The organism is Aliivibrio sp. S4MY1, assembly GCF_028765545.1.
Classification (GTDB): domain Bacteria; phylum Pseudomonadota; class Gammaproteobacteria; order Enterobacterales; family Vibrionaceae; genus Aliivibrio.
This window is the reverse complement of the sequence record NZ_JARACP010000021.1, coordinates 38,825-54,703: the sequence shown is the minus strand read 5'-3', so window position 1 is coordinate 54,703 and position 15,879 is coordinate 38,825. Positions and strand designations below refer to the sequence as shown.

Sequence of the window (15,879 nt, the reverse complement as noted above, 5' to 3'; positions counted from 1 at the left end):
TTGCCTTAATCACTGAAATTAAAGGCAAACTGACAACGCCGAGTGTAGCAAATCGTGTTGATGCAATTGTTATGCGAATGAACTAGCAGTTTTTCACTTAAGTACAGTTCCTAGTTCCATTTGATTTTCTGAATTTAAAAGTTAAGTAAATAGTAAATATAATAATAAAGCTATACGCCAGGCTAAAAAATAGCGAAAGAAATGTAATACCCAAAACGAAAATTGAAAAGCATCTCATTGTAATTTTCTTTCGTAGTCGTAATTCTTTTGCTGAGCGCCAAATACCTAAGAATACAAAGAAGCAATAAAACCCAATAAAGATGAATACAGTTTTTACCGCCCCTAGATATTTACCACTATCGACGGCACCTTGATATTCCACATAAGCTTTTGATAAAAAAATCAAAAGGCTTATCATAAATACCCCAAAAAACCAAAATGTTTTACCTACACCTAATTGACCCTTTGTCATTTTTGATTGATACATTGGAACAAATAACAAACCACAAATAACTGCAACAACAAACCCCATAATAACTCCAAAATGAGATAAATACTTAAATATTAAAACTTAAGATTAAGTCTCAATCTTTACATAATCGCATAGATTTTCATCAACCAAAGTTTATTACACCCAAAAAAATTCGCATAACGCCTGCATAACACGTTTGCTACTATGCAGATTAAACTGAATTTTACCGCCATAAACACAAAAACCAAAGACAAACCTACAATGCCGAATGTAGCAAATCGTGTTGATGCATTTGTTATGTAACAATTACCTCCAAAACATCAAAATAAATATTTTCCCGGACATTCAAGCATTTAACTTTAGCTCCTGTACCTAAAAGCACCTCCAATTCATAGCCTAAGGCTTGATTTGATGCATTACTGAAAACATATGCAGGTAACTTGCATGACTCAGAAATAGTGATAATCCACAAATGACGAGAATGATGCGTATCTGCATTTGAAGCTGCAATCATAGAGCAAAAAGATGTTGATAATGGTTTTGATAATACAAATTCAGTATCTAAAATTGGCTCACCATTAATATCTGTAAGAGGAAAAATTCCACCATGAAATAATTTTTGGCCTTGTGATAATTGCTGTCCATTATTCCGAAGTTCTTTTTCTACAGCGTCGAGACAACAATTTTCAGGATCATTTCTATATTTATTTATACTTGGAACATCCTTTAAATACAGCATTTGTCGCTTACACTGTTTATAGGATTTTGCCAAACTAAGTTCATCCGCAACAGCTTCTTGTATACCTCCGTGTGAGCGCCTATAAGCGATAAAATCGGCATAATCATCCGCGGATTCTATTATAGAGTGCAGATAACCTGTTCCTTCAAATCCAGATTCACTAACCGGATAAATATCTATAAGTGGTAAAATAGAATTAGCCATAAAACCTCAAAATTATATAAGAACCTGATTTTGTTACATAACATTTAATTATACCCATCACATTCGTAATCTCTACCGAATATATTCCACCACCACAATAACACCATATTCTACTTTAAAACCAACTACCTAACAGCCAAAATTCCATAAAATAAACAAACAATATACGATAATGGTTCGTATATCCCACTTTTTGATCTTGCTCCATGTAATTGATTAAAATAACAATTCCAACAAAATTCTATATGCCTTACAAATATGCGAACCCACATTGCAGGCCAAATTTCAGCAACTACAATTCAATCATCATCTATTCACCAATAAAGTTACAATCATGGACATCCCACTAGATCTTAAACCAGACTCACAACGCTTCACTGACCAAATACGAATTTTCATACGTAGCCGTGCAATGGCCTACAATACCGAAAAACAATACATCTACTGGATAAGCTGTTTTATTCGGCACAATAATTACACATCAAAAGATGCTATTGATGCTTTTGATATTCCTGAATATCTTGATCATCTTGTTGTAAAACAAAATGTATCTCCCAATACTCAAAAAACAGCATTAAATGCTCTAGTTTTCTTATGCCGAGAGTTTTTACAACAATCTGTTGATAGCTTAGATTTTAAGCGCTCAAAAAAAGCGACTAAGCTGCCAACAGTGTTTACTCACAATGAAGCAATGGCTGTAATAAACGAACTAAAGCATCCGACAAAGCTCATTGCACAACTTATGTATGGTAGTGGGCTACGAATTAATGAGGCTTTGCGCTTAAGAGTTGATGACATTGACTTAATACACAAAACACTCACTGTACGTAGCGGAAAAGGTAACAAAGACAGAACAACCGTACTTCCTGAAAGTATAATAAAAGAACTTAAAATACAATTATCCTTTGTAAAACAACAACATCAAATGGATGCTATTAATGGTGATGATGAAGTTTACCTTCCTTTTGCTATTGCAGATAAATACCCACATAGAGCCAAAAGCTATGGGTGGCAGTATGTATTTCCATCAAAACAAATCAGTAAAGATCCCCGTTCAGGAAAGCGGCGACGACATCACATACTAGATCGAAGTGTACAAAAACAAGTAACAACAGCGATCAGAACTGTAAAAATAGACAAAAAAGCCAGCAGTCATACGTTTAGACACAGCTTTGCTACAAGGATTTTAGAGCGTGGAGGTGACTTAAGAACAATACAAGAATTATTGGGTCATTCTGATATCAAAACGACCCAAATTTATACGCATGTAATTGGTTTGCACTTTTCAGGGACAAAGAGTCCACTCGATTTTGACTAAATAATTTCTAAAAACTACATATCATATTGGCGATGCTTTAATGAGTAAAAAATAGCTTTTACTGCTTTCGCCAAAAAAATCACTGAGATAATAACCAAAACTTTACTAACAATAAAATCAGGGGCTAAATATGAAACAATGGCAAAAAAAGCACCAATCAGTGCCGATAACATCCACTCTTTTTGCATGTTTACATTACCAATCTAACCATTTCAATGCCCGAACCTTTCACTGCATCGACTTTTTCAGTAATAGTTCCATCAACAGACAGAATATCCGCTTCAATTTGCTCAGAAAGCCAAACCGATTTTGCATCCATAGTAACAAGCTCATCCCAATGACGGTTAATTGCATTGGCTAAACGTACTGTTGCAGCTAAAGGTGAATAAATATTATCAATTTTTGGTTCATATTGCTCAGAAATAGCAAATACCAACTCGTCAGAAAAAGACCAACTCTCAGCCAATTTTGAACCAAGAATGGCACTATCTGTACCAATGGTTGAGCGTTGCGCTGACACTTTAGAACTGCCCGTTTCCATTTTTTCAAAAATAGCCGGAACTTGATCTGCCATCACCGTGTAAATCATTAAATCACCGATATTATGCAGCATACCAGCCGTAAAAGCAGCATTAGGGTTTACATCACAACTTTGAGCAATAGCCTTACTTAATATAGCAACTTCAAATGTCTCTTGCCAAAATTCTTCTAAATCTATCACTTCAACATAAGGAAATGCACTGACTAATGACGATGCAATAATTAGTGTTTTTAATGGTTCAAGTCCAAGACGAACAACCGCTTGGTCAACTGATGACACACTTTTACCACGAGAAAAATGTGCAGAGTTCGCTAAACGAATAACACGAGCACTAACCACTTGTTCCATTGAAATAGTACGAGATAACTCTTGAAGTTCTACTTCTGGGTCATTCACAAGTTCCATCATCTCACGGATCACTTTAGGGATCTTTGGTAGCTCATGAGCATGACTTAAAATTTCATTTTGTTCCATTTTCTTCTCCACAACAGTCGCTACTTTTTCTTTTTCATCACAGCAACCGTAAAGCGGCTGGTGCAAACTAAGCGTTCTCGTTGATCTTTAATTTCAATTAGCCAAACTTGAGTGGTTGCACCTAAATGCACCGGTTTTGCTTTAGCGTAAACAGTGCCTTCTCGGACTGCTCGAATATGATTGGCATTAATATCCAACCCTACACAATATTTTGTTTCATCGATACACCAGTTAGCAGCAATAGATGCAACAGACTCAGCTAACGCAACAGAAGCTCCCCCATGTAGCATTCCTAACGGTTGATGCACCACGGAATTTACAGGCATTGATGCTGTAATAGAATCTGCATCGTAATGGCAATATTCGATATTTAATACTTCCATTAATGTATTACGAGATGTGGCGTTTAATATAGCCAAATCCATCGGACGCTTCCAAATACTCATAACTTAGCCTCTAGTGCATGTGCTTATTGTGTCTTGTGCCATTTTACACTCAACAATCCAGATCAAAAACACATTTTCACTTGTTGTCAGCTTTTAGTAGCTGATAAACTTCACAAAATTTTCTTCTTCTATCTACATAGGCTTTATATGTTAAATAAAAGCATGATCACTAATTTAATCTCACTACTCTTGTTAGCAATCGGTTACTACATGCAACAAAATACTCTGTACTATATTGGCTTATTTGCCTTCTCTGGTGCGCTTACTAACTGGCTTGCCATTCATATGTTGTTTGAGAAGGTACCGGGATTATACGGCTCTGGTGTTATTCCTGCACGATTCGAAGAATTTAAAGCCAGTATTAAACGTTTAATGATGGAGCAATTTTTCACTAAAACTAACGTAGATAAGTTTTTATCAAAAGAAATGGCATCGGCGACTAACATTAATCTAGAGCCTGTGATTGAAAAAATTGACTTATCGCCGGCGTTTGATTCTCTGGTCGAAGTCATTATGAACTCTCAATTTGGCGGCATGCTAGCAATGATGGGGGGTAGCGAAGCAATTCAACCGATGCGTGAACCTTTCATCGAGAAAATGAAGTTTTCAATTACAGAAATAAGTCAGCAAGATCAATTTAAGCAGGCTTTAAAAGAAGAACTGGAAAGCCCAGCAATGATGGATGACATCCAAATTACGATTGAAGAGATTATTGATCAAAGATTAAATGAACTGACACCAAAATTAGTGAAAGAAATGGTGCAGGATATGATTAAGAAGCACCTAGGCTGGCTTGTTGTTTGGGGCGGGATCTTTGGTGGCGTGATTGGTTTACTCTCAACGCTTATCTAATCTTCATTTCATCGAATACAAAAATGCCAGCACGAATGCTGGCATTTTATTAGGTATCGGATAACAACAGATCACTTCTATTAATTAGTGAAGCGGAGCTTGTGTTGCGTTAAACTTGCCAAAGTGCGCTTCTAACGCTTCAGGAGTTAGTTCTCCTGCTTCTTCAAGACGCTTTAGCTCTGCAACAATCGCTTTTTGCTCTTCGATTGAGGGCAATGCCACTTCAGGTTTATCCGATTCTTGCTGAATCATATCTTGCAGTTCTTTTTCAAAATCACTCATGATTATTTTCTCAATTCATATAAAACAACTGATGTTATTCTACAAGAAATCGCATAAAAAGGTAAACCTAAGCGAGCGCTTATACTTTAAATGCACCAACTAATTGATCTAATCGTTGTGAAAGCGCATTTAATTGCTGACTTGAATCGGCAAGTTCTTGAGCTGTTGCCGTGGTTAACTCATTAATACCATTAATCTCTTCGATATTTTGATTAATCGTATACACCACGGTTGATTGCTCTTCTGTTGCAGTGGCAACTTGCGTATTCATATCTGAAATATCGGTGATACTTAACGCAATTCCTGCTAAAACATCTGTTGCAGTATCTGCTGATTGAACACCACGCGCGGTTACTGCATGGCTTGCTTCCATTGCTGTTACAGCATTCTGTGCTTCAGTTTGCAACTGATCAATCATCTTCTGAATTTCATCGGTAGATTCTGAAGTGCGGCTTGCTAGTTGACGGACTTCATCAGCAACCACGGCAAATCCACGTCCATGTTCACCAGCGCGTGCGGCTTCAATGGCTGCATTCAATGCTAATAGATTGGTTTGATCTGAAATACCACGAATTACATCTAGGATTGAGCCAATGTCTTGTGTGGTTCCTGCAAGTTGTTCCACCACATGGCTCACTTGAACTAAATCACCTTCAAGTTGCGTAATTGCATCACGAGATTCAATAACGGTTTGACGACCCTCTTGCGTGCTTACTTCTGCCTTACTTGCTGATTGCGCTGCGCTTGCGGCATTAGAGGCGATCTCATGAATTGTTGACCCCATTTGGTTAATAGCGGTTACTACTTGCAGGGTTTGATCGCGCTGCATTTCACTGTTATCACGTGTTGATGTTGCTTTAAGTGCAACATTTTCAGCAGTGGTATGCAGTACATGCCCAGTTTCAACAACTTCAGAAACCGTTGCATGAATTTTCTCAACAAATCCATTAAAGCCTTTTGATAGCTCAGCAATCTCATCGTTACCTTTGACTTCGATACGATGAGTTAAATCTCCTTCACCTTCGCCAAGTTCACAGAAACGGCGTGCTAGCTCTTTAATCTTATTAGTAATTGAGCCTGCGCCCCAAATTGCCAACGTTATAAATACCGCAATGATGCCCACAATCCACATAATAATGTCTTGAGTTGAGGCATAAAGGCTTTCAAATACTTCATCAACGGGCACTTCGGCTACAATAAACCACTCCATTGATGGGATATAATGAGAGGCTATAAAGATCTCTTTTCCATTTTTGTTGATACGGCTTAAATTGAAGCTCTGTTTGGTAAGTAAAACTGAGGCTTCTTGAGAACCAACCACATCACTAATCGATTGTTTCCCCATAATGCTATTACTTTTATGGATCTTAATGTCACCATTACCATCCATTAAATAAACAAACCCGGTTTTTTCTATTGTGAATCCATTAAGCAGCGCTACCATGTCATCGAGTGATTTTGAAAAACCAGCCATAGATACGCCATTCAATTGTTGAAAGTTAACAAAGAGTTTAACCTCACCGTTTTGCTCTGTGAATACATTTAGCATTCGCTCAGGGCCACCTTGAGTAAACCCAAAGAACCAACCATCTTGCTGTTGATTTAATTGACGTAAAAATCCATCTTGGTTCCAATAATACGCATTATTACGGTTAGCGACCGAAGCGTCATTCAATTGATACTGCTGCTTTAATTGATTCAATTGCTTAATAAGAATGGTTTGGTTTTCAGGAGAAGTTGTTGGATCAGAAATGGCATCAATAATGAAACTGTTATTGGCCATTTGCTCTGCCGCAGAAGAGATCACCGCGACTTCTTTATCCACCTCTCCGCCTATTTGGTTGAGAATGGTTGGTAGTTCGAGAGTGGTTAAACGCTCATCTAGTGTTTCGAATGCTTTTTTTTGGGCAACAATACCCACAAGTGAAGTCGATGCAATAATCGCGATTACGATACCGGTTACGAGTTTCTGTTTTATTGTTAGATTAATCATAATTTTTCCACAGCTAAAATAGACCTTTTATATAACGACTACCAACCACATTTCTTTAATAAATAGTTACAATTTAATTCATTCGCTAAATAGTTGAATAATCATAATTAAACCTCATATTATTAGGAACTAATGTGATTTTCATCGGTCACAAAGAAATAATTACTACGTAATCCAGAAAATGGGTGATATATGCCAGCGTTAAAAATTCAACAATTACAAACTTATCTTGAATCTCAAGTCATTGGTCAGCCTGCATTAGTGAAGCAGTTATTAATAGCCCTTCTTGCTGATGGCCACATTTTAGTTGAAGGTCCTCCTGGCCTTGCTAAGACGCGTGCCGTGAAAATTTTGGCCGATTCTATTGAAGGGGATTTCCACCGTATTCAATTTACCCCAGATCTCTTGCCTTCAGATTTAACGGGGACGGATATTTATCGCCAAGAGACCGGAGAGTTTACCTTCCAACCGGGTCCTATCTTTAATTCATTGGTGTTAGCCGATGAGATCAACCGTGCCCCTGCTAAAGTGCAAGCGGCAATGTTAGAAGCAATGGCTGAAAAACAGATCACTGCAGGTCGTAATACGTATCAATTACCAGAGCTATTTTTGGTAATGGCGACACAGAACCCAATTGAACAAGAAGGGACATACCCTCTTCCAGAAGCGCAACTTGACCGTTTCTTAATGCATTTGGATGTTGATTATCCGGGCGCTGAAGACGAATTGGCGATTCTGCGTTTAAACCGTGGTGAAGCCTTAGGTGAACAAGCTGAGAAACCACAGCCTTTAGCGCAAAGTGAAATATTTAAAGCGCGTAAAGAAGTGTTGTCGATTTATATGGCGCCTGAGATTGAGCAATACATTATCCGTATTACGATGGCGACTCGTAAGCCAGAACAATACTGCCAAGACTTAGCGAAACAATTAGAGATGGGCGTGAGTCCTCGTGCAACGTTAGCGCTTGATCGCTGTGCACGTGCACATGCGTGGTTAGCAGGTCGTGATTTTGTTAGCCCTGAAGATGTGCAAGCGATGGCTTACCCTGTGTTACGTCACCGTCTGTTGTTAAGCTTCCAAGCACAAGCGGAAGGGACAACTGCAAATAAAGTGGTTGAACGATTATTACAAATGGTTGCGGCTTCTTAACGTCGTAAAGTAATTATATGAAAAAGACTACTCTATCGCTGCCACCACACAGTAATGGCGTTACCTTGTCACTTAATGAATTGGTTCACTACAAAAACCATTCATTACAGTGGCTACCGCCGTCTCAATCTGTGTGGTCAAAAATGAATGGCAGTCACCAAAGCCGACAAAAAGGCCGCGGCATGGATTTCTCAGAAGTACGTCAATACCAACCGGGCGATGATATTCGCTCGATTGATTGGCGCGTGACCGCACGTACCGGGAAACCTCACACCAAGCTCTACAGTGAAGAGCGTGAACAACCAATCATGCTGTTTATTGATGTCAGTGACACTATGCGTTTTGGCTCTCAACTGCTATTTAAATCTGTACAAGCTGCGCATTTTGCTAGTTTATTAAGTTGGATAACGTTAGCAGCAAAAGATCGCGTCGGTGGGATCATCTTTGATGGCATTTCAACGCTCGATTGCAAGCCCTCTTCTCGTCAGAAGGTCGTGTTACAGTTTCTTCAAAAAATCATTGAGAAACATAACACCAATAGTAACTCTGAACCTCAGGATACAGCGCAACAAGTCAGCTCATTTGTTAAAGGGTTAAGCCAGTTGCAACGTTTATGTCCTAAAGGCAGTGAGATTGTGATTATCAGCGATTTTTATGCCCTGACCAATGAGTGTAAGGCAATATTCAGCCAACTAAGTAAACATAATCGTATTCAGTTTGTGATGATAAGTGATCCTTTAGAACAAGGCTCAACGCGTTTTAATGGCACAGAATATGTCTCTGATAACAAACGTTCTGCATGGCTTGATTTCTCTTCATCGTCGACGAAAAAGGCATTAGAACAACAAGCTAATCTTCATAAAGCCTATGTTCAAAATATGGCGATGCAATTGGGTATTAAATTACACAGCTTGTCTTCAGGCTTGCCGTTATTATCGCAACTGACGTCTTCACAAGATCCATCACAACAAGATAAAGGAGTCATGTAATGTCTTTATCTTCAACCCAACAAGCACCAGCAAGCAATGTATTGCCATTGGCGGATATTCATTTACCTGCTGCGCCATCGTGGGGGTTATCTCTCACGGGGCATGGGCTTATCGTCTGTATGTTATTACTGGTTATTGCCGTAGTTTGGTTTATACGTCGTCAACGTCAAAAAAGCGTATTAAAACGACTTGCCTTACAACAGTTATCGCAGCTAACACCACAACAAACCAGTGACATTGCGCGTTTATTAAAACAAGCCGCGTTAAGTCACTTTCCTCGTGAGCGCATTGCATCACTGCATGGGCTAGCGTGGTGGCATTTTGTTGAGCAGCAACTCCCCGTGAAAAAACAAGCCAATGTTCATTTCTCATCTCGTGCAGAAATGTTAGAACTAGCTTTATACGGACAACAGCCTTTATCAGAAACTAATCAACAACGTTTCTATGATGATGTGCGTTATTGGCTATCTCATGCTTTACCGGTAAAAAAAGTAATAGCGACAACATCAACAAAAGGACATCAACATGCTTGAATTCGTTTGGTGGTGGGCATGGTTTTTATTACCTATTCCCTTCCTGTTTTACTTTTTTGTGCCTGAAAAAGACGTAGGTACTGCTATTCATCTTCCTCGACTGCCAGAGCAAGGGGAATATAAGCAACCGAATAAACGCATTAATATCGGTTTATTGTCTGTCGCTTGGCTGTTATTGATTACCGCGTTAGCTCGTCCGGTATGGTATGGCGATCCGGTTGATATTCAGCCAGAACACCGTGACATGATGTTAGTGGTCGATTTGTCTGGCTCAATGGCGGAAGAAGATATGCAAACTGAGAGCGGTGATTTTGTAGATCGCTTAACCGCAGTTAAAAAAGTCGTGTCTGATTTTATTGATGAGCGTAAAGGCGACCGTCTTGGGTTAGTACTGTTTGGCGATCACGCTTATCTACAAACCCCACTCACCTTTGATAGAAAAACAGTCGAAGAACAACTGGATCGTACAGTTCTTGGTTTAGTCGGACAAATGACTGCAATGGGTGAAGGCTTAGGGCTCGCGACCAAAACCTTTATTGAAAGCAATGCTCCGCAACGCACGATTATTCTACTCAGTGATGGTGGAAATACTGCCGGTGTATTAGAGCCATTAGAAGCAGCGCAACTTGCCAAAGACAATAACGCCAAGATTTATACTATTGGCATTGGTGCCGGTGAAATGCAAGTTCGTGGTTTCTTTGGTAAACAAACCGTCAATACTGCGCGTGATTTGGATGAGAAAACCTTGACTGAAATCGCAACCATGACGGGCGGGCAATATTTCCGTGCACGTAATGCCGATGAGCTAGCACAGATCTACCAAACCATCGACAAACTAGAGCCCATTACTCAAGCAACACAAACCTGGCGACCACATGAAGAGTGGTTCCGCTACCCGTTAATGGGCTATCTATTTTTCTTCTTTATTATTGTGGGAATAAGAAAGCGTCATGGCTAATTTTACTTTTCTCTATCCACTGTGGTTTTTAGCCCTTATCCCTCTTGCGGTATTGGTTTTAATCCAACGTAAAAACAAAAACACCACAGGGTTGATTGCTCCGCACATTGCCAAGCAATTGGGAATGACTCAAAAGACACAAGGCAATGGCTTTACGCTTGGCTTAGTTCTCGCGTGGTTATGTGTGACTACCGCCCTCGCGGGGCCAAGTTTTGGTTATAAAGACTCGCCGAGTTTTCAGCTCTCTGGTGCGCGAGTACTCGTGATGGATATGTCTCGCTCTATGTATGCGACCGACGTAAAACCGAATCGCCTAACCCAAGAGAAATACAAAGCAAAAGATCTACTGCCCTATTGGAAAGAAGGCATGACAGGGTTAGTCGCTTATGGTGCAGACAGTTACTTAGTGAGCCCACTAACTGAAGATAGCCAAACGCTTAATAACTTAATCACGAATCTATCGCCAGAGATCATGCCTTATAAAGGTAAAGGCAGTAACTTGTTAGCCGCGGTTGAACAAAGTATTGAAATGATGACCAAATCAGGCCATCAACAAGGTGACATCATTGTTTTGACTGATGGGATCTCAAACCAACAGCTCGATAAAGTGATGAGTCGCGTTAAAGGCACCAAATGGCGCATCAGTTTATTAGGTATAGGAACTAAAAATGGCGCGCCAATTGAATTACCTTCTGGTCAGTTGCTCACCGATGCTTCAGGTAAAACGGTTGTCGCTACACTGGATTCCGACCCACTAGTAACACTGGCGCAAGCAACCAATGGTGTAGCGCAGCTTATTCAGTCGGATAACAGTGATATTGAAACCATTGCACGCTTAACCAAAACGCCTTTAGAGCAAGTAACACAAAACAGTGAGACTCAAGTGAACAGCCGTGCTAATCATGGTTATTGGCTGCTTTTCCCATTGGTACTGTTCTCACTGCTTTGTTTTAGAAAAGGAATGTTCTTAGCGCTTCTATTTGTGTTGTTGCCAGTTGATAAATCCATGGCAAGTACTGAACTATCAACTACATTGCTTTCTGATGATTACACTGCACATCAACAATTTGAGCAAAAGAATTATCAAGCAGCAAGTGAGCAGTTCAAATCCAAACAATGGAAAGGAGCCGCTCAATATAAGGCTGGAGATTATAAAGGCGCGATTGAGAGCCTAACGGGTCTTGAAGATACTCAATCTCAATATAATCTTGCTAATGCTTTAGCGCAAAATGGTCAACTGGAAGAAGCAAAAGAGAAGTACGAGTCTTTATTAAAAACTGCCCCTGATATGAAAGATGCGAAGAAGAATCTTGATATCGTCAATAAAGCGCTAGAGCAAAAACAGCAACAGCAAGACGATAAAAATAAACAATCGGATCAAAATAAAGACGACAAGCAAGATAAAAAACAAGATAAACAAAACCAAGAGAATAAAGACAGCAAAGAAGGCTCTGAGCAATCTTCAGACTCATCTCAAGATTCACAGCAGAATCAGCAGAATCAGCAGAATCAGCAGAATCAGCAGAAAAATGAATCTGAATCGGATGATAAATCACAGTCTGATAAACAAGATAAGTCAGATGCTTCTTCTCAAGAGCAGCAACAAAAAGATCAAGCTAAAAAGGAACAAGAGAAGAAAGACAAAGAGCAAGCCGCACAAGCTCGTGATAAAGAAGATAAACAACCTAAATCGGACGAAGAAAAAGAGCGACAAGCTCAAATGCAATCACAACAAGCAAAAGCCGACAGTGACGCCATTAAAACCGATCCTCGTCTACAAAAATTAGAGCAATCTGGCGCAAAAGAAGATGAACTGCTGCGCGCCCTATTGTATCTGCAAGCAAAACAACAAGAAGCACCACAAGCTTCTGAGAATGAATGGTAATAAAAATGAGTATAAGACAAATCAGTCCCTACTCTACTGTAAAGAGTTCGACAATGAAGGCTTCTATGAAAAAGACAACGCTAATCAAAAAAGTGATCTTATTTACGACCTTATGCGTTAGTGGTATTTCGGCAAGTTACGCTCAAGCCATTGCGACGGTGAGTAAAAATCAAATCACTGAAAACGAAGTAATTCAATTAATGGTGTCTATTGATAAAAGTGTAGATCAAAGTACATTTGACCCTAGCCAACTTGCACCAGATTTTCGCAGTGGCCAAATTGGTTTTAAAGAATCCTATTTGAATAATAATGGTAATACAAGTAAGTACAGTCAATGGACTGTTTCTATCATTCCAACCAAAATGGGCTCGTTAACCATTCCGAGTATGAATGTCGCTGGTGAGCAAACTAATCCAATAACGATTCGTGTAACTAAAGACGCCACAGCTCCAAAGAGCAGTGACGTAATTAAAGTAAGCGGTGAGCTAACAAAAGATGAATTGTATGAAGGTGAGACTGCTCAATTTGATGCCAAGATTGCTATCTTTGCCGATATTCGTCGTTTAAAAGATCCTAACATCATTACTCCACAAGGGAATGGTATCGAGTTCTCTCCTATTGGTGAAAGCAAACAATATCAAACCGTGATTGATGGCCTGCAAGCAACCGTGGTTGAACAAGCGTTTAGTGTTAGTGCAAATCAAGCTGGTCAATTAAGCTTTGATGGCTTAGCTTTTACGGGTGGATTAGTTCAAACCGAACGTTATGGTCGTAGCACCAAATTAATCCCACTAAACATTACCCCTAAACAGTATCAATTAACCGTATTAGCAAAACCTGCTGATTTCACTGGCACTTGGTTACCGACTACGGATTTAAAATTAGGGCAACAATGGTTAGTTGATGGTAAACCATTATCAAATACCACAATAGAAGCAGGCACTGCTATTACTCGTCAAATAACCCTAATGATGGAAGATGTCCCACCAGAGAAATTACCAAAGCTTGATATTGATTATCCTAAATCGGTTCGCATGTACGATGAGAAACCCCTAATAGGTAAAGACAGCCAAGGCAATAGTGTGATGACCATTAAGCAAGTAATCATCCCTCATACAGGTGGCACGGTTAAATTACCTGCAGTTTCGATTCAGTGGTGGAACAGCACTACACGAAAATCTGAGACAGCAACACTCGATTCACTGACGTTAACAGTAACACCAAGTACTCAAGTTAATGAGCAAAAGATCGAGAGCCAAACAAATGCTCAACCAGAAACCACAATAAAGCGTGAAGTTGATCATGGTTTTTGGCCATATACTACACTCGCTTTTGCTCTTTTATGGATATTAACGGCAATTGGTTGGGCAATAAGCCGAACAAAAGTAAAGGCAATAAACACATCTACCAATCAAAAAAGTATAGTGATAGGTAATGGCAGTAAAGCACTTATCTCTGCTTTAAAACAAAATAATACAATTCTTGCTCATCAGATCCTTGCAGACCACAATGACCAGTGGGCTAAACAAGGGATTGACGTTGCTGTTATTAAAGAACTCATCACACAATTAAGCCAACAACAATATGCAAGAAATACGAGCAATAGCTCTACAAAACAAATAATTAGCGATATCGAAAAGAAATTATCATCGACAAGTCAGTCATCAAACCCAATATCTGAACTTGAAAGATTATAACGAATTTTAATTTCCTTATTTTAAGGCGGAACAGCATTTAATTGTCCGCCTTTTTTTCACCTTTGATTCTGACGCTTTATGTACCCTTAATCTTTCTGTACCCCTTATCTGCTCTCACTTCTTTATTTATAGTGCAAATTAATCTATTACCTGAGGCTTTGCTTCTTTGCGCAAACGATCTCCCTCAAATATTCACATAATAATCTATGTATTCTCGCACTATCTTTCATTTACCATTGACATCTGAGTCAGAAAACACAATTATCAACCTATCAAATGTTCACTACCATCGCATTTGCTCATAAAAATTAGCATGATGGCAGCGAGACGGACTTTCAAAGAAGATGCTAAATAGCATGTGATCAGTAAGGGTAAGTAGTATGACAACTAAATTAGAACAACTTCGTAAACTAACAACAGTAGTAGCAGACACCGGTGATATTGAAGCAATCGCAAAATACACGCCAGAAGATGCAACCACTAACCCTTCTCTAATTTTAAAAGCAGCTCAAATCGCAGAATATGCTCCGCTGATTGACGCTTCAATCGCTTATGCAAAAGCACAAAGCAACGATAAAGCACAACAGGTACAAGATACATGTGACATGCTTGCGGTTAGCATCGGTAAAGAAATCCTAAAAGTAGTTCCAGGTCGTATCTCTACTGAAGTAGACGCTTGTCTTTCTTACGACACTGAAGGCAGCATTGCAAAAGCGCGCCAACTGATCAAAATGTACAACGATGCAGGCATCACTAACGATCGCATTCTTATTAAACTGGCTTCAACGTGGGAAGGTATCCGTGCGGCTGAAGTTCTAGAAAAAGAAGGCATCAACTGTAACCTAACGCTTCTTTTCTCTTTCGCTCAAGCGCGCGCATGTGCTGAAGCTGGCGTGTTCTTAATCTCTCCTTTTGTTGGTCGCATCATGGACTGGTACAAAGCAAAAGAAGGCCGTGATTTCGAAGCATCTGAAGATCCAGGCGTTATCTCTGTTGCTGGTATCTACAACTACTACAAAGAACACGGCTACAACACAGTAGTAATGGGCGCAAGCTTCCGTAACATTGGTGAGATCCTTGAGCTTGCGGGTTGTGACCGTCTAACTATCAGCCCTGACTTACTTCAACAGCTTGAAGAAGCAACTGGCGAAGTGGTTGAGAAACTGATTGATACTAACGGCAACAAAGAACGCCCAGCAGCAATGACTCACGCTGAATTCTTATGGGATCACAACCAAGACGCAATGGCTGTTGAGAAACTGGCTGAAGGCATCCGTAACTTTGCGGTTGACCAAGGTAAGCTAGAAGACATGATCGCTGCTAAGCTATAAAACTAGAAACTAGAAA

General features: G+C 39.6%; 16 protein-coding genes. 9 read left to right on the top strand and 7 right to left on the bottom strand.

What is annotated here, in order from left to right; translation table 11 throughout:
- Positions 1-97 precede the first annotated feature (97 nt).
- Together PVK71_RS17980 and PVK71_RS17975 are read right to left on the bottom strand one after the other, a co-directional pair.
- Positions 98-532 carry a hypothetical protein gene (locus PVK71_RS17980; RefSeq protein WP_274420465.1) on the bottom strand — a complete coding sequence of 145 codons (435 nt, stop codon included), beginning with the start codon at positions 530-532 and terminating at the stop codon, positions 98-100.
- Between the two features lie 235 nt (positions 533-767).
- Positions 768-1,415: a hypothetical protein gene (locus tag PVK71_RS17975; protein WP_274420462.1), complete on the bottom strand. Its 648-nt coding sequence runs from the start codon at positions 1,413-1,415 to the stop codon at positions 768-770.
- Positions 1,416-1,749: 334 nt separating this feature from the next.
- On the opposite strand from PVK71_RS17975, the gene PVK71_RS17970 reads away from it, so the two are divergent.
- Positions 1,750-2,733, top strand: a complete 984-nt coding sequence (locus tag PVK71_RS17970) for an integron integrase (protein WP_274420460.1) — start codon at positions 1,750-1,752, stop codon at positions 2,731-2,733.
- Positions 2,734-2,747: 14 nt separating this feature from the next.
- Here PVK71_RS17970 and PVK71_RS17965 read toward each other — a convergent pair whose 3' ends face one another.
- Genes PVK71_RS17965 through PVK71_RS17955 form a run of 3 tightly spaced genes read right to left on the bottom strand, consistent with a single transcriptional unit; the run spans position 2,748 to position 4,194 of the window.
- Positions 2,748-2,921: a hypothetical protein gene (locus PVK71_RS17965; RefSeq protein WP_274420458.1), complete on the bottom strand. Its 174-nt coding sequence runs from the start codon at positions 2,919-2,921 to the stop codon at positions 2,748-2,750.
- A 2-nt stretch (positions 2,922-2,923) separates the two neighbouring features.
- Positions 2,924-3,748, bottom strand: coding sequence for an HDOD domain-containing protein (locus tag PVK71_RS17960; protein WP_274420457.1), 825 nt, complete (start codon positions 3,746-3,748; stop codon positions 2,924-2,926).
- 20 nt (positions 3,749-3,768) lie between these two features.
- Complete coding sequence (locus PVK71_RS17955; RefSeq protein WP_274420455.1) at positions 3,769-4,194, bottom strand: hotdog fold thioesterase; 426 nt, start codon at positions 4,192-4,194, stop codon at positions 3,769-3,771.
- Positions 4,195-4,341: 147 nt separating this feature from the next.
- On the opposite strand from PVK71_RS17955, the gene PVK71_RS17950 reads away from it, so the two are divergent.
- Entirely contained in the window at positions 4,342-5,046 is a 705-nt protein-coding gene (locus tag PVK71_RS17950; protein WP_274420453.1) for a DUF445 family protein, read from the top strand.
- Positions 5,047-5,130: 84 nt separating this feature from the next.
- Here PVK71_RS17950 and PVK71_RS17945 read toward each other — a convergent pair whose 3' ends face one another.
- Together PVK71_RS17945 and PVK71_RS17940 are read right to left on the bottom strand one after the other, a co-directional pair.
- A complete protein-coding gene (locus PVK71_RS17945; protein WP_274420452.1) occupies positions 5,131-5,328 on the bottom strand; it encodes a restriction endonuclease subunit S in 198 nt (65 codons plus the stop codon).
- 79 nt (positions 5,329-5,407) lie between these two features.
- The gene (locus PVK71_RS17940) at positions 5,408-7,321 is read right to left on the bottom strand and encodes a methyl-accepting chemotaxis protein (protein ID WP_274420451.1); all 1,914 of its coding nucleotides are present in this window, start codon (positions 7,319-7,321) and stop codon (positions 5,408-5,410) included.
- Between the two features lie 192 nt (positions 7,322-7,513).
- On the opposite strand from PVK71_RS17940, the gene PVK71_RS17935 reads away from it, so the two are divergent.
- From PVK71_RS17935 to tal, 7 genes are all read left to right on the top strand, one after another.
- Positions 7,514-8,470, top strand: coding sequence for an AAA family ATPase (locus PVK71_RS17935; RefSeq protein WP_065593597.1), 957 nt, complete (start codon positions 7,514-7,516; stop codon positions 8,468-8,470).
- A 17-nt stretch (positions 8,471-8,487) separates the two neighbouring features.
- Entirely contained in the window at positions 8,488-9,459 is a 972-nt protein-coding gene (locus PVK71_RS17930) for a DUF58 domain-containing protein (RefSeq protein ID WP_274420450.1), read from the top strand.
- Positions 9,459-9,992, top strand: coding sequence for a DUF4381 domain-containing protein (locus tag PVK71_RS17925; RefSeq protein WP_274420448.1), 534 nt, complete (start codon positions 9,459-9,461; stop codon positions 9,990-9,992). Before PVK71_RS17930 ends, PVK71_RS17925 begins: the two co-directional genes overlap by 1 nt.
- Positions 9,985-10,950 carry a vWA domain-containing protein gene (locus tag PVK71_RS17920; RefSeq protein WP_274420446.1) on the top strand — a complete coding sequence of 322 codons (966 nt, stop codon included), beginning with the start codon at positions 9,985-9,987 and terminating at the stop codon, positions 10,948-10,950. Before PVK71_RS17925 ends, PVK71_RS17920 begins: the two co-directional genes overlap by 8 nt.
- Positions 10,943-12,835: a VWA domain-containing protein gene (locus tag PVK71_RS17915; protein WP_274420444.1), complete on the top strand. Its 1,893-nt coding sequence runs from the start codon at positions 10,943-10,945 to the stop codon at positions 12,833-12,835. The genes PVK71_RS17920 and PVK71_RS17915 overlap by 8 nt, the downstream gene beginning before the upstream one ends.
- Before the next feature lie 5 nt (positions 12,836-12,840).
- A complete protein-coding gene (locus tag PVK71_RS17910; RefSeq protein ID WP_274421876.1) occupies positions 12,841-14,532 on the top strand; it encodes a BatD family protein in 1,692 nt (563 codons plus the stop codon).
- Positions 14,533-14,912: 380 nt separating this feature from the next.
- A complete protein-coding gene (gene tal / locus PVK71_RS17905) occupies positions 14,913-15,863 on the top strand; it encodes a transaldolase (protein WP_274420440.1) in 951 nt (316 codons plus the stop codon).
- Positions 15,864-15,879: the final 16 nt, after the last annotated feature.